This is a genomic window from Roseobacter sp. S87 (assembly GCF_055693285.1).
Window position 1 is genome coordinate 3,899,689 of record NZ_JBVFTR010000004.1, and the last position, 20,970, is coordinate 3,920,658.

Genomic DNA, 20,970 nt, shown 5'->3' on the forward strand with positions numbered 1-20,970 from the left:
ATCCTGATGGCCTGCCGGTCGAGCGCTATGACCCCACCGTCCGCGTGGATCATTTCGGACACAGCGGTAACTCTGCCGCCTGAGCGGGAAGTTTCTGCTTCGCTGACCCAGACACCGGGAACGCCGGATTCAATCACCGCAACTTCGCGCCCCCCGCGGATGGCATTGTAACCTCAGCTTTCAGGCGTATCCCGTCTTCGGTCGGCTCGATACGGCATGTAGCTGACGAGACACCGGCTTCCCGCGCGGAGAACGGACGCTCTGCGAGGGCTGCGGCGATTGCCGGGGTCGGCCGGGTAGCATCCGTGTCGAGCACTGCTTCAAAAGACAGCTGGTAGGGAATGCAGATGTCCGAACAGATGCCGAGATCCATTCCAACCGACAGACTTACAGGTTTGCCCGGGCTTGAAGGCGTGATCGTGAGCGGAATGACAAGGTTGTTTTCGTAACCGATCGAGCGCATGCCGTTCTGGTCGAAAACCTCCGGCGCGGGCCAGGAAATACCGACAGAATGCAGGTTCCGTGAACCGGACCAGTCGAAGGACGGCGGGATACCGGCATCGCCAGGCGCGCGCCAGTAAGTTTTCCAGCCGGGCTCCAGCGCGAGCTGCAGCGCAGCCACCCGTGTGCCGTCAGCGCGGACCCAGCCGGGCAGGACCTGAGCAGTCACAGGATCGGCAAAGCTGTCCTGCGCCGATGCGGTCGTTGAGGCGCTCATGCAGAGTATCGCGGTCAGAATGCTGTTTTTCATAGCCCCGATATGCGCGCAGAGGGTTGAAATGCCAAGTCACGATCCGGTCAGCGATGTTTCGTGCCATCGGAGCCACCCGGGGCTTGCGTGCTTATGGACTACAGGTCATGGTTGTATCATGACGGTCGCGCTGAACTCTGAAAACGGCTTGCATCTGACGGGTCGCCTGCTGGTCGCCATGCCGGGCATGGATGACCCGAGGTTTGTGCAATCTGTCGTGCTGATCTGCGATTATTCGGACAAAGGCGCGATGGGGCTGATACTCAATAAGGTCGCAGAAGACATCCGGATGAGCGATGTGCTGGATCAGCTGGAGATCGACCCCACCGATGACGCGAAGGCCATGCCGGTGCATTTCGGGGGTCCCGTTGAGACCGGCCGTGGGTTTGTCCTGCATTCCGGAGACTATCAGTCGAACCTGCATACGCTGGCTGTCCCTGGTGGGTTCGGCATGACGGCAACCCTGGATATCCTTGAGGAGATCGCCCGCGGAGAAGGGCCACGTCGTGCGCGCATGATGCTGGGGTATGCCGGTTGGGGGCCGGGTCAGCTGGAAAGCGAGATTGCGCGCAATGGATGGCTGATTGCAGAGGCGTCGCCGGGGCTCGTTTTCGGCACCCGTGCAAACAGACAGTGGAGCGCGGCGCTCAGAACGATCGGAGTTGACCCGGTGGTTCTGTCGAGCGAGGCAGGTAACGCCTGAACGGTTCAGCGGGGTGCTGCTGCCCTGCGCAGACGATCATTGATCGCCACCCCCAGACCTTTTTCCGGCACCGGCGCCACGGCGATCGGTTTTCCTGTCTGATCCAGGCGATGAAGGTGATCGAAAAGATTTGCCGCAGCCTCGTGCAGATCACCCCCAGCAGACAGGTTCAGGTCACAGGACACAGGGCCAAAACCCAGCAGCACTTCGCCGGGCTTCGCGTCTGTTGCTTTCAACCGTACTGATGCGCCGGGGGCGTAATGCGACAGAAGCTGGCCGGGGCTTTGGATATCATCTGTCTGCGGTGGCACCGGGCGGGTGCCAAGAACCTTCTCAATGTCCCCCAGTGCAAGCCCGCCCGCGCGCAGCAATGTGGGCTCCGGAGCCGGTGCGATAATCGTGCTCTCCAGACCTACGCTGCACGGTCCGTCATCCAGCACGGCTGCGATACGTCCCTCCAGTCCCGAAAGAACATGGGCCGCGCGCGTCGGACTGATCCGCCCGGACGGATTGGCTGACGGTGCAGCGACCGGCCCGTCAAATGCGTGCAAAAGGGCCCGCGCAGCCGGATGTGCCGGGACGCGGATCGCGACAGTCGGCAGACCGGCCGTCACCAGCGTTGCGAGACCGTGATCCGCGCGCAGCGGCAGAACGAGTGTCAGCGGGCCCGCCCAGAAATGTGTGGCCAGCAGGTCCGCTGTTTCATTCCATTCCACAAAGCTGCGGGCCGCGTCCTTGTCTGCGACATGTACGATCAGGGGGTTGAACGACGGTCTCCCCTTGGCTGCGTAAACAGAGGCCACGGCGCTGGCGTTGCGCGCATCAGCTCCAAGGCCATAGACCGTCTCGGTCGGGAAAGCCACAAGACGGCCTTCGTGCAGGAGGCGCGCAGCTGTGGCGATACCCGGCGCATCAGCCCGGAGGGTTTGTGTCTGTGTTTCGGTCATCTTTGTTCGTGACGCCGCGTTCTGGTTGCTGCGGGGGACGTGCCGCTCCATGATCCTGCTCATGCCTTATAAGCTGCCATGCGCCTTGCCAAGCCAGTGCGCACCGGAGCCGGAGAACACCTCATGCCTTATACATCCCCCCTTGATGATTTCTCATTCCTGCTTGACCAGGTGGTTGGATTTGACCGCGTCGCCGGAACTGAACGGTTTGCAGAGGCAACGCCTGATATGTCGCGGGCTATTCTGACAGAGGCCGCACGCCTGTCCGAAGATGTCCTGGCACCGCTGCAGAGGCCGGGTGATCTTCATCCCGCCCGGCTGGAAAATGGTGTCGTACGCACGTCACCCGGATACGCCGAAGGCTACAGGGCGATTGCCGAAGGTGGCTGGGTCGGGATCTCGGCTGATCCTGAGCACGGGGGTATGGGACTGCCCCAGACCCTCGCTTCGGCCGTCAACGAGATGATGAGCGCCGCCTGCCTTTCGCTGCAGCTGGCCCCGCTGATGAGCCAGGGCCAGATCGAAGCGCTGGAGCATCACGCAAGCGACGCCCTGCGCGCCCTCTATCTGCCAAAGCTGATTTCGGGGGAGTGGACCGGTACGATGAACCTGACCGAGCCGCAGGCCGGATCGGATGTCGGGGCTCTGTCGACGAAAGCCGTGGATAATGGCGATGGGACTTATGCAGTGTCCGGGCAGAAAATCTATATCAGCTGGGGTGACCACGACGTGGCGGAAAACGTCTGCCATCTCGTCCTTGCCCGCCTGCCGGGTGCGCCGGACGGAACGAAAGGGATCAGCCTGTTTCTGGTGCCCAAGTTCATTCCCGACGCATCGGGTGCGCCAGGAGTTGCAAATGGTGTGCGGGTTGTCAGCCTTGAGCACAAACTGGGCCTGCACGGATCCCCGACGGCGGTGATGGAGTATGAAAACGCCACTGGCTGGCTTATCGGCGCAGAACAGGGCGGCATGGCGGCGATGTTCACAATGATGAACAACGCCCGTCTTGGCGTGGGTATCCAGGGCATTGGTGTTGCCGAGGCAGCATTCCAGCACGCGCTGGCCTATGCCACGGAACGCCGTCAGGGGCGGAGTTCTGTCGAAAACGGCACCGGGACGATCATCGATCACGCCGATGTCCGCCGCATGCTGTTGACCATGAAAGCGGATGTATTTGCAGCACGCGGCATTGCGCTCAGCTGTGCTGTCGCCATTGATATGGCCGCGGCAACAGAAGACGCCGCCTGGCGGGCGCGTGCGGCACTGCTGACGCCGGTCAACAAATCCTTCGGGACCGACACGGGTATTTCTGTCAGTGACATGGGTCTTCAGGTGCATGGCGGTATGGGGTTCATTGAGGAAACGGGTGCCGCTCAGTTCTGCCGCGATGTGCGTGTCACGGCCATCTATGAGGGAACAAACGGTATCCAGGCGATGGATCTGGTCGGTCGTAAAATGATGGATGGTGGCGATGCCGCGTTCCGGCTGATGGATGAGATCGAAGCCTGCGCTGAAGAGGCGCGGGGTGTCTGTCCGGATCTGGCCGAAGCCGTCTGGCAGGCCAGCGAGACTTTGCGCGAAACCACGGAATGGTTGGCGTCTCAGGACGATATGAACATCCGGTTCGGCGGGGCGGTGCCTTACCAGCGTGGATTTGCACGTGTGCTGGGCGCCTGGGTGCATCTGCGCGCAGCACTGGCCGGGCAGGGGACCCCGCGCGAAACGCTGGCACGGTTCTACATCACCCGGCTCTTGCCGGAATATGCCGGTCTGCTGGCGCAGGCGCGGGAGGGCGCCGGTGATCTGTATGCCCTGAGCGCGGATGAACTGGCCGCCTGATGAAGGACAATGATACCAACGGGCTGAGATATCCTTGGTCTGAGCCGCCCGCTGAAGGAACCGCGACCGAGGTCGCGCCCGGTGTGCTCTGGATGCGCCTGCCGCTTCCGATGAAACTGGACCATGTGAATGTCTACGCACTCGACGATGGTGATGGCTGGAGCATCGTGGATACCGGTTTTGCTTCGGACCGTGGCCGTGCGATCTGGCGGAAGCTGATCGAGGGGCCTTTGGGTGGCAGACCGGTCAACAGGGTGATCGTGACGCACCATCATCCGGATCACGTGGGCCTCGCAGGCTGGCTGATGTCGGAATACGGGGCGGAACTCGTGACCACCCGGACCTCCTCGCTGATGGCGCGCATGCTGACACTTGATGTCCAGGAGGTGCCGCCGCCGGAAGCTCTGGCATTTTACCGCGAAGCCGGCATGTCCGCGGACATTCTGGAACAGCGCAGGAACGAGCGCCCGTTCAATTTTGCGGATGTGGTGGCGCCGCTTCCGCTTGGGTTCACCCGCATCCGGCAGGATGACACCATCCGGATGGGTGGGCGGACATGGGATGTGCACATCGGCAACGGGCACGCGCCTGAACACGCCACATTCTGGAGCCGGGACGATAATCTGGTACTGGCAGGTGATCAGATCCTCTCATCGATCAGTCCGAATATCGGTGTCTACCCGACCGAGCCGATGGCGGACCCGGTTTCTGACTGGCTGGAGGCTTGTGAGAGGTTGTCCGGGCTTGCCCGCTCTGATCATCTTGTGCTCGGAGGGCACAAGCTGCCCTTCACCGGGCTGCCGTTGCGGATGCGGCAGCTCATTGACAACCATCACGGCGCGCTGGACCGGCTGCTCGATTTTCTCGGCACACCCAAAGCTGCCGGCGATTGTTTCGCGCCGCTCTTCAAGCGAAAAATCGCGCATGCTGAATACGGGCTTGCGCTGGTTGAAGCCTTTGCACATGTCAGCCATCTGTATCAGCAGGGGCTTGTCACGCGGAGCATGCGCGCCGATGGTGCGTGGGAGTATCAGCGCAAAGGATAAGCCATGGGTGATGAGATCAACACATCCGCTGAGGCCCGCGAAGCCGAAGTGCGCGCCGGGCTGCACGAGGTGCACACCCGTCCCGGCGCAAAAAACGCTGGTGACAAACCAGTCCCCAAAGCCCTGTCAGACAAACCTGCGACCCAGAAATCGCCTGCACGATGGGCCTATGAGCGGCTGATCGTATATTTGCGGAACTTCGAGGAAGAGCTCGACAACGCGCATGAGGTCGCAATGGGGTTTGCCGGAGGCGATACCGGCGTTCTGCGGATTGAGGGCATGGGATATTTTGATCCGGACATCGTGACGTTCTACGGCAGCGACGATTCCGGCGCCCGGATGCAGCTGGTACAGCATGTCAGCCAGCTGAACGTGATGCTGCGTGCGCTGCCGGTCCCGCAGGAGCGGCAGGGCGCTGCCCGCATCGGGTTCCGTCTTGTCGAGGATCTGGAAGCGGAAGCTGACGCTCAGGAGAGTGCTCAGAGCTGAACGCGCGACGGCGGCGCGGGCATATGCGCGCATCCCGTGCAATGCGGGTGACAGCGCGATCCGAATCCATTAGGGCTGGTGCCGAACATTTGAATTAAGGGGCTGCGGCAATGGCAGATCACAAGCACGGCGAGATGGATACGTCGGTTCAGGAAAAAACATTTGACGGTTTCATGGCATGGACCAAATGGGCCGTGATCGTCATCATTGGCATCATCATCTGGATGGCCATTTTCATCACCTGATCCCGTAAACTGAAAGGCAGATCTGTGCGCTTCATTGTGGCTCTTGGTCTTGTGCTGCTGGTGGCAGGCTGCACAGCTGTTTCCCGACCGTTCGATGCATCTCCCGAACGGGTGGCGGCATCCGCCTACAAGGCGGACGGACCGCCCACAATCACGGTTTTCACGATGGTCAACAACCGGTCCGAGACCGGCGGCCATACAGCGATTATGGTGAGTGGATCACAGCGGGTGATCTATGATCCGGCCGGGTCCTTCAAGCATCCCGATATCGCGAAACGCGCTGACGTACTTTATGGCGTAACCCCTGCCTGGCTGCAGAGCTATAAAAGTGCTCACGCCCGCAGCACGTACCACGTGGTCTCTCAGGAATTTACCGTGACCCCGGCACAGGCTGAAACGGCGCTGGCTCTGGTCAAGGCGCGGGGTGCTGTCCCAGGTTCTATGTGTACCAACGCGACATCTGGCGTGCTGCGGCAGGTTCCGGGATTTGAGGAAGTCGACCAGACCTGGTTCCCGATCAGGCTTATGAACCAGCTGGCGCAGCGCCCTGATGTGGTCACCGACCGTTACTATGAAAATGATGAGGGTGACGTGGTCGACGGGATTGTTTCGGCGCAGAACTGACCGCTGTCAGCCCAGCAGGGACAGCAGGACAAACAGCGTCGCAGCACCGGCAAACAGGCCCGCGAAAACACTTTTGGACCAGTAGCCGACGCCCAGCGTCACAAGGGCTGCTGCCATGCGGGCCGTGTCGGGCTCACCACCTGTCGCCGCGGGCCAGATGACCTGCGGCGCCACTAGTGCAGGCAGAACGGCGACGGCCGTATACCGCAGGTGCAGCAACAGCCACGGGGGCATCGGCCGGTCGCCTACCAGACCGATAAAGGTGAAACGCAGCAGATAGCTGCCAAGCCCCAGTCCCGCGATCACAATCCAGAGTGTGTCTTTTTCGATCATGAGGACAGCTTTCTGGCCTCAAGCCAAAGCTCGGCGCGCGCGCCGGCCATCATGCCGCACATGCCGGCGATGATCAGCCCAAGAGACCATGGAATGCCCGCCGCAAGAAGGCTGACCACGATTGAAACAAAGGCTGCAACCATGTGCGCCGGTGTGCGCAGCATGGGTGCTACGAGCGCCAGAAACGTGATCGGCAGTGCAAAATCCAGTGCGAGCGTTTCCGGAATGCGGGTGCCCAGCAGCGCGCCTGCTACTGTGCAGCCATACCATGTGGGCACCACGGGCAGAACCGCACCAGCGAAATAGGCGACCCGTTCCGGTACGCTCATCTCAGGTTCTTCCTCGTAGCGCGCAATTGAGCAGGCGTACGACTGGTCCAGCGTGAAATAGGCCACCAGGGCACGCTGCCAGAGCGGGGCCGCCCCGATCCATGGTGTCAGCGACGCCGAATACATCGCCATGCGCAGATTGACCGCCAGTGCCGAGGCCAGGACGATTACTGTTGGCGCATTTTCCGTCATCAGCTGCAGCGCCGTGAACTGTGCGGCTCCGGCGATAACTACGACGGAAAACGCGAGGATCTCGAGCACGTTCAGGCCTGCTTCGGAGGCCAGAACGCCGAAAAGCACGGCAAAAGGGCCGACAACCAGGATAAACGGGACGCCGTCGCGGATGCCCTTCCAGAAATAGCCGGAGGTGCCTGGTGTTTTCGATGTGGTGGCGGACATGAGATGCTTTATAAAGTGATGCGCGAGACCTGGCACAGACGCAGGGGGATGCAATTGGCCCGCATCGAAGACAGCAGCGACTATGTAATCGCCCCGGATCCCGGAGCCGCCAGGCTGACCCGGGCGGTCACAGGCACGGATCAGAACGGCGCGGAAATTACGGCCAGCGTGGTCGAGGAACGCCCGCTGACCATTTTTCTGAACGCACAGGAAATTGTTACGGCGATGACCATCGGCGATTACCCTGATTATCTGGCGCTTGGGTTTCTGCGCAATCAGGGCATGCTGAGCGATGCCGATGAGATTACGGGTGTGGATTATGACGAGGAGCTCGAAACCGTCATTGTGCGCACCGCCCGCAAGACCGACTACGAAGAGAAGATGCGCAAGAAAACCCGAACCAGCGGATGTGCGGTTGGCACCGTTTTCGGCGATATGATGGAAGGTCTGGAGGGTGTCACGCTGCCACAGACCCCGGTCCGGACATCCTGGCTCTATGCGCTGTCCGCGCGGATCAATCGTACGCCTTCGCTCTATCTGGAGGCCGGAGCCATTCATGGTACTGTCCTGTGCCAGCAGGACCGGCCGCTGGTCTATATGGAGGACGTGGGCAGACATAATGCGGTCGACAAGATTGCGGGCTGGATGCTGTCCGAAGGTATCCCGGCGGATGACAAAATCCTTTACACAACCGGGCGGCTCACCTCGGAAATGGTGATAAAAACGGCGATGATGGGTATTCCTGTTCTTGCGTCACGGTCGGGATTTACAGCCTGGGGCGTTGAAATCGCACGGGAAACCGGACTGACCCTGATTGGCCGGATGAAAGGAAGCCGGTTCGTCTGCCTGTCCGGTGAAGAGCGACTGGAGCGGGATGCGGACCCGTCGGATGTCCCACAGGAACCGCGCCGTGCCGGCCGAAAAGGTGCCGCGTGAAGCAGCCGCTGGGGGTCATTCTGGCCGGTGGGCAGGCCACGCGTATGGGCGGTGGCGACAAGGGGCTGCTGACGCTCGGTGGGCAAACGCTGCTGGCGCGGGTGATCGACCGGCTTGAGCCGCAGGTGGCGGGTCTGGCCCTGAATGCAAACGGTGATCCCGCCCGGTTTGATGGGTTTGGTTTGCCCGTGATCGAGGACAGTGTCACAGGTTTTGCGGGTCCGCTGGCCGGTGTCCTGGCGGGGCTCGACTGGGCCGCGGAAAAGGGTGCCGACACAATTGTCACAGCGGCAGCGGATACGCCGTTTTTCCCGGCGGATCTGGTTCCGCGGCTGTTGCTGGCGGCGGATGGTATGGCGCATCCGCTGGCTCTGGCGGCGACGCCGGACCCGGTGCGGAAAACCGTGCGGCACCCGACCTTTGGCCTCTGGCCCGTGGCACTCCGTGATGATCTGCGCGCAGCACTCAATGACGGTCTGCGTAAAGTAGTGCTTTGGACGGACAGGCATGGTGGCCGCCTTGCCGAGTTTCCGGTCGCCGGGACAGACCCGTTTTTCAACGTCAATACGCCCGATGATCTGGCGCAGGCCGGAGCAATGCTATGAAAATCTATGGTGTGGTCGGCTGGAAAAATGCAGGCAAGACGGGCCTGATGGAACGGCTGGTGACGGAGATCACAGGCAGGGGGTTTCCGTGTCCACCGTCAAGCATGCCCACCACGTTTTTGATGTGGACCACAAGGGCAAGGACAGCTACCGCCACCGGCAGGCCGGTGCCACCGAAGTCCTGCTTGCCTCGCGCAAGCGCTTTGCGCTGATGCACGAGCTGCGGGACGAGGATGAGCTAACGCTGGACGAGCTGTTGGCGAAACTGGCGCCCGTCGATCTGGTCCTAATCGAGGGGTACAAAAGGGATGCTCATCCGAAAATCGAAGCGTTTCGCCAGGAGCCGGGAAATCCACTGATCGCGGAAACCGACCCGACCGTCCGGGCGATTGCCAGCGATACACCGCTGCAGACCGACAGACCCGTATTCGATTTGGATGATACGAGCGCCGTCGCAGATTTCATCCTTGCCGAGGTTGGTCTGTGACCACGTTCGACACCTTTGTGATGGTGGACTGGTCGGGCGGCAACGACCGGGGTCCGCGCCCCTGTGCGGATGCGATCTGGGCCTGTGTGGCGCGCGGTGGCCGCAGTGAGGAACCCGTGTACCTGCGCAACCGCACCGTTGCTGAAGAATGGCTGACAGACTTCCTGACCGCCGAACGTGCCGCCGGGCGCAGCGTCTTCGCCGGATTTGATTTTCCGTTCGGTTATCCGCAGGGCTTTTGCCGGTCGATAACGGGATCAGACGATCCGCTGGAACTTTGGGCCTGGCTGGAGGACCGGATAGAAGATGCACCTGATGCCAACAACCGTTTCGACCTTGCCGCTGAGATGAATCGTACCCTTGGCGGCACCGGGCCGTTCTGGGCGAATGCGCTCAAACGCGACATCGAAGGGTTGCCGCGTAACCTGAAGAACTATGCCAATCCCTTTCCCGACAGGCGCAGCGCAGAAACTGAGGCTACGGGGGCTTTCACGTGCTGGCAACTGGCAGGTGCGGGGGCTGTGGGCAGTCAGGTGCTGATGGGGTTGCCGGTCCTCGAACGCCTGCGCAGGAAGTTCGGGGCCGCTGTGTGGCCGTTTCAGGTGCTGGACGCCGGTATCGCTTTTGTTGAAATCTGGCCGTCCCTGACCCTGGATGCGGCACCCGACGGAATGATCAAAGACGCCTGGCAGGTGCGCGAGACGGCGCGGATGTTTTCGCTCGTCCAACCCGGTCGCCTTGCGGCGATGCTGGATGTGGATGCCCCTGAAGAGGGGTGGATTCTGGGTCTTGGCTTCGAAGATGAGCTCCGCGAGGCGGCAGCTTTACCCCGTTGCTGACCAACAGCTGCTTTGCCCTGCCGCCCGGCGTGCACTGGACCCCAGTGCAGGACGCTCTGGACCTTCTGCGCCGTAACCTGGCGCCTGTGACGCAGGTTCGGGACGTGCCGGTTGCACAGGCAACAGGCCGAGTGACCGCAACAGCGGTACTGGCTGAACGCAGCAACCCGCCGCTGCCAAATACCGCAGTCGATGGGTACGGTTTTGCCGGTGGCAAACCCGAAGGCGTGCACCGGATGCCGCTTGCCCCAGCACGCGCCGCTGCGGGCGATGCTCCGGGCATTCTGAAGAAGGGCGAAGCAATGCGGGTCCTCACGGGTGCTGCTTTGCCGGAAGGCGTCGACACCGTTGTGTTGCAGGAAGATGTGACCGTGGCTGACGGTGCCATCTCCTTTCGCGGACCAGTCCGGCAGGGCGCGAACACCCGGAAAGCGGGTGAAGACGTCGAAGCCGGAGAGGTGGTGGTCGCAGCAGGCAGGCGGATCGGCGCTCCGGAGGCAGCACTTCTTGCCGCGACAGGGGTCCGTGCGGTGAGTGTCCGTGCCCCGTTGAGAGTTGCCGTTGTTTCCACGGGCGAGGAACTGGTGGAGCCCGGTGAGACCGCGCGCGACGGTCAGATTTTTGATGCGAACCGGCCCATGTTGCTGGATCTGGCCCGGCGGCTGGGGCATACGCCTGTTGATATGGGCCGTGTGCCGGATGACCGGGATGCGCTGCGGGCGCGCCTCGACGCGGCAGCACAGGATGCGGATGTTATCCTGACCAGTGGCGGCGCCTCCGCCGGTGATGAAGACCATGTGTCCGCGCTGCTGGACGAAACGGGCACGATGACGCTCTGGCGCATTGCGGTGAAACCGGGCCGGCCGCTCGCACTTGGCCTCTGGCAGGGGAAACCTGTTTTTGGCCTGCCAGGAAATCCAGTGGCCGCACTGGTCTGTGCCCTTGTCTTTGCACGCCCGCCGATGGCGGTACTTGCCGGGGAAACCTGGCCGGAGCCGCAGGGATTTGATGTGCCGGCGGCGTTCTCCAAAAACAAAAAAGCTGGCCGCACTGAGTTTTTGCGGGCGCGCGTGCGGGACGGTGCTGCGGAAGTTTTTCCGTCAGAAGGGTCCGGCCGTATCAGCGGTCTGTCCTGGGCCGAGGGCCTGGTGGAACTGCCGATGGAAGCGGCGGAGATCACACCCGGTACGATGGTACGCTTTATCCCCTACGGCAGCTTCGGTCTCTGACGCGTCAGTCGAACGTTCCGGCGACCCGGCCCAGCAGCATAAAGGCGCGCGCGGTGCGTGTCTCTGCAAGTGCCGAGATTTCCGCGTCCGAGGCATCCCGTTCGAACACGGCAAAGGTTTTGTCGAACAGCCGCAGAAAGTGATGCGCTGCATCGCGGAATATCGGGTCCTGCTTCATCCGCCCTGCGGTCAGCGCGAGCGAAGACCGGTCGCGGATCCCACCCAGTGCGGCAATCGGCCTGCCACGCAGACCATGGCCGAACTGGCGCCAGATTTCCGGCCGGGCGCGATCGGGGCGCAGATCGTCCATGTAAATGCCGTCCTGACTGAGCAGGGTCAGCACATCCTGTGCGGCCTGGATCAGCTGTGATGACGGCCTGTCGCGCAACGCGCGGCGCAGGGCAGCGAAACCCGCCTCGTCCTCAGCCGTCTCGGGGAAGTTCAGCGCGCGGATAAAATCGGCCTTGGCCAGAGGCGGTGCGATTTCCGCAGCCGCTGTGCCGAGGGCAAGCGCGGGCTGATCGTCCGGTGTTGCCATCGTCTGTGGCTGTGCCGGTGCCGGGGCCCCGCGTTCGGAATCCCGGCGCGAGGTGAAGGTCGCAAGCACTGTTTCGGTATTGCGTGTAGCGGCGGCGATCTCGTCGAGGCGGCGCGCAACGGACGCCGGTTCAGCGCCTGTGGCACCGGCCTGGTTCTGGGTGATATAGGCCTGGCGGATCGCGTCAATCGCAGTCTGCAGGCGCTGGCTTTCCTCGCGCATTACCCGGCTGGAACGTGCGGCGGTTGCTGCCACCCAGATCATGCCAACTGGCATGAAAATGGCCAGCATCACCATCACAAAACGCAGGCCGCCACCAATCGCGCCGGCTGAGGCGGGATCGGATGGGGCAAACAGGAAAAAGAGCGCTGCCGCGAGCAGCCAGACGCCCGACAGCGCAAGCGCAATCACCTCAATGCTGGTGAGCCCTTCCGTCCCGGGGCGGTCGTAAATGCCGAGCGGGGTAGGCCGGCTGTGTGCCGGGGCGTCATCTTCGGTGTCTGTTGCATCTGACATCACTGCTGATCCTGTCAGGCGTAAACGATTTTGAGAACCTCATAGGATTTCTCACCGCCGGGGGTGCGGACCTCGACGCTGTCGCCCTCATCCTTGCCGATCAGGGCGCGGGCGATGGGCGATTTGATGTTGAGCAGACCTTTTTCGATGCTGGCTTCGTGCTCACCAACAATCTGCCAGGTCTTTTCCTCATCAGTGTCTTCATCCACCAGTGTGACAGTCGCACCAAATTTGATGCTGCCGGACAGTTTTGCGGGGTCGATGACCTCCGCCAGCCCCAGAACCCCTTCGAGCTCCTTGATGCGGCCTTCGATGAAGGACTGTTTTTCCCGCGCGGAATGGTATTCGGCATTTTCGGACAGATCGCCGTGTTCGCGGGCCTCTGCAATCGCCTTGATGATTGCCGGACGCTCGACCGATTTCAGCTCTTTGAGCTCGGCTTCAAGATCCGCGTGGCCCTGGCGGGTCATTGGTATTTTGTCCATCTGCGCGTTCCACAAGATACTGCGGCCCGCCGGTCATCGCCGGGGGCCGCGTTTAAAGATTCTCATTACCTGACCCGAGGGCGGGGTAAAATGCAAGAGGACTCATCCTTGCAGCTGGGCGGACAGGCGGCAGAACGCTGCCGGCCCCTTGGTGTCAGTCGTACTGCACGATCTCGAATTCGATCCCGTCGCTGTCATTGAAATAGAACCGCCGGCCCGGTTCATAGTCTGCGTGGCTTTTGGGCTGAAAACCTGCGTCCCGGACCGCGTCTTCCATGGCGTCGATGTCAGTCACAGTCACGGCAAGGTGGTTGAGGCCGCCTGTGGTTTCATAGCTGGATGGGCCCGCACCGGTCTGGCGTGCCGGCTGATACAGGGCAAGATAAGAGGTGTCAGAGCCCACATGGATCGAGCGCCCACCGTCGATGGCAGGGCCATCCCAGCGGATTTTCCACCCGAAAAGACGTGTCATCCAGGCGGCTGTTTTATCGGCGTCTGATACGGTGACATTGGCGTGTTCGAGCTCGGTCGACATGATTTTTTCCTTTCAGTTTGCATCTGTCACCACTCAACGTAATTTCTCAACCTAACTTTAGGTCAAGGGAAAAATTATGGCAGTAAATGATGGTCTGAGTATTGGTGCTCTCGCGGAGAGAACCGGGCTGGCTGTATCCGCCATCCGCTACTATGAAACCCAGGGTCTGATCCGTCCCTGGCGCAATCCGGGCGGGCAAAGGCGGTTCCAGCGGTCCGACCTGCGCCGGCTCAGCTTTGTGATGATCGCCCAGCAGTTCGGGTTCACCCTGCCGGAAATCCGCGCTGAACTCGACAGGCTGCCGGGGGGCGCACACCAACCAAGTCCGATTGGACACGGATCAGCGCATCGTTCCGGGCGCGTCTTGATGACAAGATCAGCGCTCTGGAAAAGCTGCGCGACAACCTGGATGGCTGCATCGGTTGTGGTTGTCTGAGTCTGCCGGCCTGTGCGCTTTATAATCCGGTGGACCGGGCCGCAGAACGGGGGCAGGGGCCGCGGTATCTTATGGGTGACACGCCCGGTTGAGCATATCGTAAACAAACCTGTCGCGAAATGACGCAGAATTGTGGTTTTCGCCTGATTGTGACGCCCGGTTGTGATTGCATTGAGCAGGCGCGTGGTTTAGCCAGTCGCGAACGATTGTTGCGCCGGTGCAGCCACACCGGACACTTAAGGAACAGGGAGCTGACCGATGAGCGACACCCAACGTGAAGCAATGGAATATGACGTCGTTATCGTGGGCGCCGGGCCTGCGGGTCTGTCGGCAGCTATCCGGCTGAAGCAGCTGGACGCTGACTGTAATGTCGTCGTGCTGGAAAAGGGCTCGGAAGTCGGCGCACATATCCTGTCGGGCGCTGTGCTGGACCCCGTCGGTCTCGACGCGCTGATCCCGGACTGGAAAGAGAAAGGCGCGCCACTGAACGTTCCCGTGCGCGAAGACAACTTCTACATGCTCGGTGAGGCCGGCAAACTGCGCATACCGAACTTCCCGATGCCGCCGCTGATGAACAACCACGGCAACTACATCGTGTCGATGGGCAATGTCTGCCGGTGGATGGCCGAACAGGCCGAGGAAATGGGCGTCGAGATCTTTCCGGGCATGTCCTGCTCAGAGCTGGTTTATGGCGACAATGGTGAGGTCAAAGGCGTTGTTGCCGGTGAGTTCGGCAAGAACCCTGATGGCACGCATGGCGACAGCTATGAGCCCGGCATGGAGCTGCACGGCAAATACGTGTTCCTCAGCGAGGGCGTGCGCGGCAGCCTCTCCAAAGAGGTGATCGAAAAGTACGGCCTTTCTGACGGGCACGAGCCGCAAAAGTTTGGTATCGGAATGAAAGAAATCTGGGAGATCGACCCCGCCAAACACCGCGAAGGCACCGTTACGCACACGATGGGCTGGCCGCTGAACGGCAACGCAGGCGGTGGTTCGTTTATCTACCACCTTGAGAACAATCAGGTTTATGTGGGCTTCGTCGTCCACCTGAACTACAAAAACCCGCATCTCTTCCCATACATGGAATTCCAGCGCTTCAAGCATCACCCGATGGTGGCCGACCTGCTCGAAGGCGGCAAACGCGTGGCCTATGGTGCGCGGGCGATCAGCGAGGGCGGTTATCAGTCCATGCCGAAAATGGTGGCACCTGGTGTTGCGCTGCTGGGCTGCTCGGTGGGCATGGTCAATGTGCCGCGCATCAAAGGCAACCACAACGCGATGCTGTCGGGCAAGGCTGCGGCAGAGGCGGCGATTGCGGCCATGGCCGGTGGCCGTGCCAGCGATGAGCTTTCCGACTATGAAACCGAAGTGCGCAATGGTGCAATCGGCAATGACCTGAAAAAAGTGCGTAACGTCAAACCGCTGTGGTCGAAATATGGCCTGACAGCCAGCCTGATGCTGGGTGGGCTCGATATGTGGACGAACACAGCGGGCTTTTCGCTCTTTGGCACCGTGGGCCACGGCAAATCCGATGCCGAAGCGACAGAAGATGCCGCCGCGCATAAGCCGATTGATTACCCGAAACCGGACGGCAAACTGTCTTTCGACCGGCTGACCAATGTTGCGTTCTCGTTCACTAACCACGAAGAAAGCCAGCCTGCGCACCTGCAGCTGAAGAATGCGGACATCCCTGTGTCGACGAACCTGCCGAAGTACGCGGGGCCGTCCGCGCGTTATTGTCCGGCCGGGGTGTACGAATTTGTCGAGGAAGAGGGCAAGGACACGCGCTTTGTGATCAACTTCCAGAACTGCGTGCACTGCAAAACCTGTGACATCAAAGACCCGTCGCAGAACATCACATGGACCACGCCACAGGGTGGTGATGGTCCGAACTATCCCAACATGTGAGCAGGTGGGGCGCTTTCGGGCGCCCCTGACGGCTGTGGCATTGCGCCTGAACGCCAACCTGCTAGCCTGACGGGGCAGTCAAAAACAAAAAGGTTCGCACGCATGCGTCTTCTGTTCCGTCCATTGGCCGCTCTGGCCCTCAGCCTCGCAGTTGCCGCACCGGTTGCCGCGCAGTCAATCGCCGGTCCTTACCTGGCCGGGCGGTCCGCCGCGATGGACAGCGATTTCGAGCAGGCGGCGGCATACTATACCCGTGCTCTGGCGCGTGATCCGCGCAACACGCAATTGATGGCGAGCGCCGTTGTTGCGCAGATGGCGCTGGGCGAAGTGGACCGCGCCCTGCCCATCGCACAGGCCCTGCAGGCCGCTGGCGAAAGCAACCAGGTGGCCGAACTGGTCATCAAAATCGACATGATCCGCAAAGGTGCTTACGGCACCATGACCGCGCCGGTTGAAGAAGGGCGCGGCATCGGCCCGCTGGTTGACGGGCTGCTGCGGGCGTGGAGCTTTATGGGACAGGGCGAGGTCAGCAAAGCACTGGAAGCCTTCGAAGATGTGCGGAACCAGCCGGGCCTTGAAGGTTTCGCGCTGTATCATGAGGCCAACGCGCTGGCATCTGTTGGCGATTTCGAGGGTGCAGAGGCGATCTATGGCTCTGACAGTGCGCGCGCGGCACAACAGACCCGCCGGGGCGTCATGGCCCGGGTTGAGGTGCTGTCCCAGCTGGGCCGTTTCGACGAAGCGCTGGAGCTGTTGCAGACCATGTTCGCAGGGGCGACTGACCCGGAAATTGATGTCGTCATTGAAAACCTGCGCAACGAAACGGTTCTGCCTTTCAGCCACGTGACGTCGGTGCAGGATGGTTTTGCCGAAGTTTTTTATACGGTTGCAGACGCCCTGCGCGGCGAAGCGGGTGCTGAGTTTACGATTCTTTATGCCCAGGCGGCGCGGGTGCTGCGCCCGGATCATGTGGATGCTCTTCTGGCGACCGCTCAGCTCTTTGAAACACTTGGTCAGTTCGGTTCGGCAATTGAGGTCTACCGCGAGGTTCCGTCCGACGATCCGGCCTATCACGCGGCTGAACTCGGGCGCGCGGCAGCGCTGCGGCGGTCTGACCGGCCGGAAGCCTCCGTTGAGGTGCTTGAACAGCTTGCGCGCAGTCATGGCACGCTGGCCACTGTACAGTCCGCCCTGGGTGATGCCTACCGGCAGCAGGACCGCTTTGCTGAGGCTGTCGGGGCCTATAACGAAGCACTGGTTCTCGCAGAGGAGACAGGTGCCTCCAGCTGGTTCCTTCTTTATGCGCGGGCGATTTCCAACGAGCGGCTGGGGAACTGGGAGTTGGCCGAGGCGGATTTCCGGGCGGCACTGGAGATCAACCCGGGCCAGCCACAGGTGTTAAACTACCTCGGCTACTCGCTGGTCGAAAAACAGATCAAACTGGACGAAGCTCTTGGGATGATTGAGCGTGCAGTCGAGGCAAGCCCGGACAGTGGTTACATCATCGATTCTCTCGGCTGGGCCCTCTACCGCCTGCGCCGCTTTGAGGAAGCCGTTCCGCACATGGAGCGCGCGGTTGAGCTGATGCCCGTGGATCCTGTTGTGAATGATCATCTGGGCGATGTGTACTGGGCAGTCGGACGCTACCGCGAAGCAGAGTTCCAGTGGGCGCGCGCGCTGTCGTTTGTTGATCTCGAAAACGTCTCGGATGATGCGGATCCTGACCGCATCCGGCGCAAGCTGGAAGTCGGCCTGGATCAGGTGCTTGAGGAAGAGGGCGCGCAACCGCTGAAAGTTGCCAACGACGGATGAGCACGGACGCCGCAGTGCGCGTCTTTGCCCCGGCAAAGATAAATCTGACACTGCATGTGACCGGCCAGCAGAGTGACGGGTATCACCTGTTGGATTCGATGGTCGTTCTGGTCAGCACCGGTGACTGGCTGGAGTTGTCTGAAGCCCAGGAAACGACCCTGTCTGTGTCAGGACCAATGGCCCGGGGCGTGCCGTCGGACGCCTCCAACCTTGTTCTGCGTGCGGCGGAACTGATGCCGGTTACTGCCGATATCAGACTGGAAAAACACCTGCCTGCCGCAGCCGGGATCGGAGGCGGCTCATCGGATGCCGCGGCCTGTCTGAGAGGTCTAGCGCAATTGTCCGGTATGCCTTTGCCGGACCGCGAAGCGCTGTTGTCCTTAGGGGCCGACGTCCCTGTGTGTTTACATGCCGGTCTTACCAGAATGGGCGGTATCGGCGGCGACATAGCGTCCGCCGGTCCCGCACCGGCCTGGCCGATACTGCTGGTGAACCCGGGCATTTCCGTGCCGACACCCGCTGTTTTCAAAGGTCTCGCGTCAAAGAACAACGCTCCGATGCCTGATACGTACCCCAACCAGGCTTCCTTGGCTGATCAGGCGGCATGGATGGCACAGCAGCGCAATGATCTGGAGGCCCCAGCCATCCATCAGGCGCCGGTGATACGGGAGGTTCTGGACAGTCTGCGGGGCATGGACGGTTGTCTTCTGGCGCGCATGTCCGGCAGTGGCGCAACCTGTTTCGCCATCATGAACACGGCTGCTGCGCGGGATGCCGCACTGCGCCAGCTGCGCGAGGCCCGGCCCGGATGGTGGGCCGCAGCGGCCACACCGCTCAATGAGCCTGAATTCAGCTGATCCGTTCGACCACGTAGTCGGCCAGATCCGACAGCATCGTGCGGATATCGTGATCGGGCAGCGGCTCAAGTGCCGCACGTGCCTTGTTGGCCCACATGCGGGCTTGTTGCGCAGTATCTTCAAGACAGCCGTGTTTGTGCAACAGCGACAGCGCGGTTTCGAGATCCCCGTCTTCCTGGCGTCCCTTTTCGATCGTTCGCACCCAAAACGACCGCTCTTTTGCGTCAGCCTGCGCCACTGCTTTGATCAGTGGCAGCGTCAGTTTGCGTTCGCGGAAGTCGTCTCCGACATTTTTGCCCGTCGCACCGGTATCGCCCTGAAAGTCCAGCAGATCATCAACAATCTGAAAGGCGATGCCAAGGGCGTCGCCATAGCTGTAGAGTGCGCGCACATGGGCCTCGGGCGCATCAGCAATCACGCCGCCAACTTCGGTCGCTGCTGAAAATAACGCCGCCGTTTTGCCCCGTACAACCTGCAGATAGATCTCTTCGGTGGTTGCCAGATCCTGACTTGCGGTCAGCTGCAACACTTCGCCTTCGGCAATCGTCGCAGACGCATTCGACAGAATGTCCAGCACCCGCAGTGATCCGGTTTCGACCATCAACTGGAAACTGCGCGAGAACAGGTAGTCTCCCACCAGGACCGACGATTTGTTGTCCCACAACAGGTTCGCCGTGGGTCGTCCGCGCCGTTGCCCGCTTTCGTCCACGACATCATCATGCAGCAGCGTGGCGGTGTGAATGAACTCGACAGTGGCGGCGAGGTTGATGTGAAACGGACCTTCGTACCCGCACAGATGTGCTGCTGCCAGCGTCAGCATCGGACGCAGGCGTTTGCCGCCTGCATCGACCAGATGGGCGGTAACCTCGGGAATGCGCGGCGCATGCTCGGAGGCCATCCGGGTGCGGATCAGGGTATTGACCCGTTCCATATCCGCCGCCAGCCAGGCGGCCAGTCTGTCATGCGGTTTCTGCGAATTTTCGGTCTTTTGCATCACTTCCCCGGCGGCGAGCCTCGACACTGGCCGAAACTGTCCTTACATCCCTGATATGAAGGAACTTTTGCGCAGCACTGACCCGACGATCATCGCCTTTGCCACGGCCCTTCTTCAGGGTGAGGATATAGCTTGCTTTGAAATGGACGTAAACATGAGCGTGCTCGAGGGAGGCATAGGAATTTTCCCCCGCAGGCTCATGGTGCGCACAGATGATCACGATGCCGCGATACGGGTGATGCGGGACAATGAAATCCCGCTCGGGCTGTGACCGGCGAACTCACACATGATGCATTTCTGGGGGGCAGGCTCCACCTGTGGCAACCAGCGAGAGGATACCGCGCGGGCTTAGATCCGGTGCTGCTGGCTGCTAGTGTGCCGGCACGGGCCGGCGAAACAGTGCTTGAACTCGGCTGTGGCGTGGGAGCCGCGGCATTGTGCCTTGGCGCGCGCGTGCCCGGTCTGTCGCTGACCGGGGTCGAAGTGCAGGAGGAGTATGCCGGGCTTGCACGCCGTAACGCAGGCGACACGATGGACGTTTTCTGTGCCGATATAACGGACCTTCCCCCTGAAGTGAGGCAACGGCAGTTCCACCACGTAATTGCCAACCCGCCCTACTACGCCCGCGGGGCGCACAGGGCATCGGCGGATCATGGAAGACAGAAAGCGCGGGGCGAGGAAACACCACTTGAAGCCTGGATCAAGGTCGCAGGCAAAAGGCTGGCGCCCGGCGGCATGGCTCATTTCATTCATCGGTGTGAGCGACTGCCGGACATACTCGGGGCGCTGGAGCATGACATGGGCAGCGTCGAGGTTTTGCCACTGAGCGCGCGCGCGGACCGTGCGCCAGACCGCGTCATCGTCCGGGCGCGCAAATCGGGACGGGGTGCATTCCGGCTGTACGCACCACTGATTCTCCATGAAGGACCAAGGCACGAAAAAGACGGGGACAGTTATGTTCAACTTATACGTGCAGTGCTCAGAGACGGCGCTTCTTTGCCGTTCTGACCGAAATTAAGACATTTTTAACGGCTTTTGTGCCCATGCTGCGGGTGCGGCGTGACTTGTGCCACAGGGTGTGGTCCAAT

Annotated in this window: 23 protein-coding genes and 2 pseudogenes; 17 read left to right on the top strand and 8 right to left on the bottom strand. The window is 61.3% G+C overall.

From position 1 onward, the window contains the following. Positions 1 to 133: 133 nt before the first annotated feature. Entirely contained in the window at positions 134 to 751 is a 618-nt protein-coding gene (locus ACZ1HA_RS20230) for a protein-disulfide reductase DsbD domain-containing protein (protein WP_472715178.1), read from the bottom strand. Between the two features lie 118 nt (positions 752 to 869). On the opposite strand from ACZ1HA_RS20230, the gene ACZ1HA_RS20235 reads away from it, so the two are divergent. Beyond that, a complete protein-coding gene (locus ACZ1HA_RS20235; RefSeq protein WP_472715179.1) occupies positions 870 to 1,454 on the top strand; it encodes a YqgE/AlgH family protein in 585 nt (194 codons plus the stop codon). Between the two features lie 5 nt (positions 1,455 to 1,459). On the opposite strand, the gene ACZ1HA_RS20240 is transcribed toward ACZ1HA_RS20235, so the two are convergent. After that, positions 1,460 to 2,401: an L-threonylcarbamoyladenylate synthase gene (locus ACZ1HA_RS20240; RefSeq protein WP_472715362.1), complete on the bottom strand. Its 942-nt coding sequence runs from the start codon at positions 2,399 to 2,401 to the stop codon at positions 1,460 to 1,462. 123 nt (positions 2,402 to 2,524) lie between these two features. On the opposite strand from ACZ1HA_RS20240, the gene ACZ1HA_RS20245 reads away from it, so the two are divergent. The 5 genes from ACZ1HA_RS20245 to ACZ1HA_RS20265 all read left to right on the top strand — a co-directional run bounded on the left by ACZ1HA_RS20245 (position 2,525) and on the right by ACZ1HA_RS20265 (position 6,644). Beyond that, entirely contained in the window at positions 2,525 to 4,240 is a 1,716-nt protein-coding gene (locus ACZ1HA_RS20245) for an acyl-CoA dehydrogenase (protein ID WP_472715180.1), read from the top strand. After that, positions 4,240 to 5,286: an MBL fold metallo-hydrolase gene (locus tag ACZ1HA_RS20250; RefSeq protein WP_472715181.1), complete on the top strand. Its 1,047-nt coding sequence runs from the start codon at positions 4,240 to 4,242 to the stop codon at positions 5,284 to 5,286. Before ACZ1HA_RS20245 ends, ACZ1HA_RS20250 begins: the two co-directional genes overlap by 1 nt. A gap of 3 nt (positions 5,287 to 5,289) precedes the next feature. Continuing rightward, the gene (locus ACZ1HA_RS20255) at positions 5,290 to 5,775 is read left to right on the top strand and encodes a DUF6173 family protein (protein WP_375228920.1); all 486 of its coding nucleotides are present in this window, start codon (positions 5,290 to 5,292) and stop codon (positions 5,773 to 5,775) included. A gap of 110 nt (positions 5,776 to 5,885) precedes the next feature. Beyond that, positions 5,886 to 6,020, top strand: a complete 135-nt coding sequence (locus ACZ1HA_RS20260; RefSeq protein WP_375228919.1) for an aa3-type cytochrome c oxidase subunit IV — start codon at positions 5,886 to 5,888, stop codon at positions 6,018 to 6,020. A 24-nt stretch (positions 6,021 to 6,044) separates the two neighbouring features. Continuing rightward, positions 6,045 to 6,644 carry a hypothetical protein gene (locus ACZ1HA_RS20265; protein ID WP_472715182.1) on the top strand — a complete coding sequence of 200 codons (600 nt, stop codon included), beginning with the start codon at positions 6,045 to 6,047 and terminating at the stop codon, positions 6,642 to 6,644. A gap of 6 nt (positions 6,645 to 6,650) precedes the next feature. Here the strand turns inward: ACZ1HA_RS20265 and ACZ1HA_RS20270 are convergent, their stop codons facing one another. Together ACZ1HA_RS20270 and ACZ1HA_RS20275 are read right to left on the bottom strand one after the other, a co-directional pair. Beyond that, entirely contained in the window at positions 6,651 to 6,977 is a 327-nt protein-coding gene (locus tag ACZ1HA_RS20270; protein WP_472715183.1) for an AzlD domain-containing protein, read from the bottom strand. Then, entirely contained in the window at positions 6,974 to 7,705 is a 732-nt protein-coding gene (locus ACZ1HA_RS20275) for an AzlC family ABC transporter permease (protein ID WP_472715184.1), read from the bottom strand. Before ACZ1HA_RS20275 ends, ACZ1HA_RS20270 begins: the two co-directional genes overlap by 4 nt. Before the next feature lie 48 nt (positions 7,706 to 7,753). On the opposite strand from ACZ1HA_RS20275, the gene ACZ1HA_RS20280 reads away from it, so the two are divergent. From ACZ1HA_RS20280 to ACZ1HA_RS20300, 5 genes and pseudogenes are all read left to right on the top strand, one after another. Continuing rightward, positions 7,754 to 8,641, top strand: a complete 888-nt coding sequence (locus tag ACZ1HA_RS20280; protein WP_375228915.1) for a formate dehydrogenase accessory sulfurtransferase FdhD — start codon at positions 7,754 to 7,756, stop codon at positions 8,639 to 8,641. Beyond that, positions 8,638 to 9,246 carry a molybdenum cofactor guanylyltransferase MobA gene (gene mobA, locus ACZ1HA_RS20285; protein WP_375228914.1) on the top strand — a complete coding sequence of 203 codons (609 nt, stop codon included), beginning with the start codon at positions 8,638 to 8,640 and terminating at the stop codon, positions 9,244 to 9,246. Before ACZ1HA_RS20280 ends, mobA begins: the two co-directional genes overlap by 4 nt. Beyond that, positions 9,243 to 9,733 (top strand): annotated as a pseudogene (gene mobB / locus ACZ1HA_RS20290) (molybdopterin-guanine dinucleotide biosynthesis protein B). Before mobA ends, mobB begins: the two are co-directional and overlap by 4 nt. Next, the gene (locus ACZ1HA_RS20295; RefSeq protein WP_472715185.1) at positions 9,730 to 10,572 is read left to right on the top strand and encodes a molybdopterin guanine dinucleotide synthesis; all 843 of its coding nucleotides are present in this window, start codon (positions 9,730 to 9,732) and stop codon (positions 10,570 to 10,572) included. Before mobB ends, ACZ1HA_RS20295 begins: the two are co-directional and overlap by 4 nt. Further along, positions 10,566 to 11,801 (top strand): molybdenum cofactor synthesis domain-containing protein, encoded by a 1,236-nt coding sequence (locus ACZ1HA_RS20300; protein WP_472715186.1) that lies wholly within the window; start codon positions 10,566 to 10,568, stop codon positions 11,799 to 11,801. Before ACZ1HA_RS20295 ends, ACZ1HA_RS20300 begins: the two co-directional genes overlap by 7 nt. Positions 11,802 to 11,805: 4 nt before the next feature. On the opposite strand, the gene ACZ1HA_RS20305 is transcribed toward ACZ1HA_RS20300, so the two are convergent. The 3 genes from ACZ1HA_RS20305 to ACZ1HA_RS20315 form a co-directional block, all read right to left on the bottom strand. Then, the gene (locus ACZ1HA_RS20305) at positions 11,806 to 12,855 is read right to left on the bottom strand and encodes a hypothetical protein (protein WP_472715187.1); all 1,050 of its coding nucleotides are present in this window, start codon (positions 12,853 to 12,855) and stop codon (positions 11,806 to 11,808) included. A gap of 14 nt (positions 12,856 to 12,869) precedes the next feature. Further along, the gene (greA, locus tag ACZ1HA_RS20310) at positions 12,870 to 13,340 is read right to left on the bottom strand and encodes a transcription elongation factor GreA (RefSeq protein WP_375228912.1); all 471 of its coding nucleotides are present in this window, start codon (positions 13,338 to 13,340) and stop codon (positions 12,870 to 12,872) included. A 154-nt stretch (positions 13,341 to 13,494) separates the two neighbouring features. Next, the gene (locus ACZ1HA_RS20315; protein WP_472715188.1) at positions 13,495 to 13,875 is read right to left on the bottom strand and encodes a VOC family protein; all 381 of its coding nucleotides are present in this window, start codon (positions 13,873 to 13,875) and stop codon (positions 13,495 to 13,497) included. A gap of 76 nt (positions 13,876 to 13,951) precedes the next feature. Here ACZ1HA_RS20315 and soxR point away from each other — a divergent pair. From soxR to ACZ1HA_RS20335, 4 genes and pseudogenes are all read left to right on the top strand, one after another. Continuing rightward, positions 13,952 to 14,403, top strand: a pseudogene (soxR, locus tag ACZ1HA_RS20320) (redox-sensitive transcriptional activator SoxR). A 166-nt stretch (positions 14,404 to 14,569) separates the two neighbouring features. Beyond that, a complete protein-coding gene (locus tag ACZ1HA_RS20325) occupies positions 14,570 to 16,219 on the top strand; it encodes an electron transfer flavoprotein-ubiquinone oxidoreductase (protein WP_472715189.1) in 1,650 nt (549 codons plus the stop codon). A 102-nt stretch (positions 16,220 to 16,321) separates the two neighbouring features. Further along, the gene (locus ACZ1HA_RS20330; RefSeq protein WP_472715190.1) at positions 16,322 to 18,031 is read left to right on the top strand and encodes a tetratricopeptide repeat protein; all 1,710 of its coding nucleotides are present in this window, start codon (positions 16,322 to 16,324) and stop codon (positions 18,029 to 18,031) included. Between the two features lie 14 nt (positions 18,032 to 18,045). Further along, the gene (locus tag ACZ1HA_RS20335; RefSeq protein WP_472715191.1) at positions 18,046 to 18,888 is read left to right on the top strand and encodes a 4-(cytidine 5'-diphospho)-2-C-methyl-D-erythritol kinase; all 843 of its coding nucleotides are present in this window, start codon (positions 18,046 to 18,048) and stop codon (positions 18,886 to 18,888) included. On the opposite strand, the gene ACZ1HA_RS20340 is transcribed toward ACZ1HA_RS20335, so the two are convergent. Continuing rightward, entirely contained in the window at positions 18,881 to 19,882 is a 1,002-nt protein-coding gene (locus ACZ1HA_RS20340; protein WP_472715192.1) for a polyprenyl synthetase family protein, read from the bottom strand. The genes ACZ1HA_RS20335 and ACZ1HA_RS20340 overlap by 8 nt on opposite strands. Before the next feature lie 55 nt (positions 19,883 to 19,937). Between ACZ1HA_RS20340 and ACZ1HA_RS20345 the strand changes: the two genes are divergently transcribed. Continuing rightward, positions 19,938 to 20,153 carry a putative signal transducing protein gene (locus ACZ1HA_RS20345; RefSeq protein WP_375228906.1) on the top strand — a complete coding sequence of 72 codons (216 nt, stop codon included), beginning with the start codon at positions 19,938 to 19,940 and terminating at the stop codon, positions 20,151 to 20,153. After that, complete coding sequence (locus ACZ1HA_RS20350; RefSeq protein ID WP_375228905.1) at positions 20,150 to 20,890, top strand: tRNA1(Val) (adenine(37)-N6)-methyltransferase; 741 nt, start codon at positions 20,150 to 20,152, stop codon at positions 20,888 to 20,890. The genes ACZ1HA_RS20345 and ACZ1HA_RS20350 overlap by 4 nt, the downstream gene beginning before the upstream one ends. Positions 20,891 to 20,970 lie beyond the last annotated feature (80 nt).

Excerpts from the sequence above, each read along its gene's own strand:
- ACZ1HA_RS20255 (WP_375228920.1), top strand. The coding sequence starts at position 5,290 with ATGGGTGATGAGATCAACACATCCGCTGAGGCCCGCGAAGCCGAAGTG.
- ACZ1HA_RS20250 (WP_472715181.1), top strand. The coding sequence starts at position 4,240 with ATGAAGGACAATGATACCAACGGGCTGAGATATCCTTGGTCTGAGCCG.
- ACZ1HA_RS20330 (WP_472715190.1), top strand. The coding sequence starts at position 16,322 with ATGCGTCTTCTGTTCCGTCCATTGGCCGCTCTGGCCCTCAGCCTCGCA.
- ACZ1HA_RS20270 (WP_472715183.1), bottom strand. The coding sequence starts at position 6,977 with ATGATCGAAAAAGACACACTCTGGATTGTGATCGCGGGACTGGGGCTT.
- ACZ1HA_RS20245 (WP_472715180.1), top strand. The coding sequence starts at position 2,525 with ATGCCTTATACATCCCCCCTTGATGATTTCTCATTCCTGCTTGACCAG.
- ACZ1HA_RS20230 (WP_472715178.1), bottom strand. The coding sequence starts at position 751 with ATGAAAAACAGCATTCTGACCGCGATACTCTGCATGAGCGCCTCAACG.
- greA (WP_375228912.1), bottom strand. The coding sequence starts at position 13,340 with ATGGACAAAATACCAATGACCCGCCAGGGCCACGCGGATCTTGAAGCC.
- ACZ1HA_RS20260 (WP_375228919.1), top strand. The coding sequence starts at position 5,886 with ATGGCAGATCACAAGCACGGCGAGATGGATACGTCGGTTCAGGAAAAA.
- ACZ1HA_RS20280 (WP_375228915.1), top strand. The coding sequence starts at position 7,754 with ATGCAATTGGCCCGCATCGAAGACAGCAGCGACTATGTAATCGCCCCG.
- ACZ1HA_RS20275 (WP_472715184.1), bottom strand. The coding sequence starts at position 7,705 with ATGTCCGCCACCACATCGAAAACACCAGGCACCTCCGGCTATTTCTGG.
- ACZ1HA_RS20325 (WP_472715189.1), top strand. The coding sequence starts at position 14,570 with ATGAGCGACACCCAACGTGAAGCAATGGAATATGACGTCGTTATCGTG.
- ACZ1HA_RS20315 (WP_472715188.1), bottom strand. The coding sequence starts at position 13,875 with ATGTCGACCGAGCTCGAACACGCCAATGTCACCGTATCAGACGCCGAT.
- ACZ1HA_RS20235 (WP_472715179.1), top strand. The coding sequence starts at position 870 with ATGACGGTCGCGCTGAACTCTGAAAACGGCTTGCATCTGACGGGTCGC.
- ACZ1HA_RS20340 (WP_472715192.1), bottom strand. The coding sequence starts at position 19,882 with ATGCAAAAGACCGAAAATTCGCAGAAACCGCATGACAGACTGGCCGCC.
- ACZ1HA_RS20240 (WP_472715362.1), bottom strand. The coding sequence starts at position 2,401 with ATGACCGAAACACAGACACAAACCCTCCGGGCTGATGCGCCGGGTATC.
- ACZ1HA_RS20345 (WP_375228906.1), top strand. The coding sequence starts at position 19,938 with ATGAAGGAACTTTTGCGCAGCACTGACCCGACGATCATCGCCTTTGCC.
- ACZ1HA_RS20305 (WP_472715187.1), bottom strand. The coding sequence starts at position 12,855 with ATGTCAGATGCAACAGACACCGAAGATGACGCCCCGGCACACAGCCGG.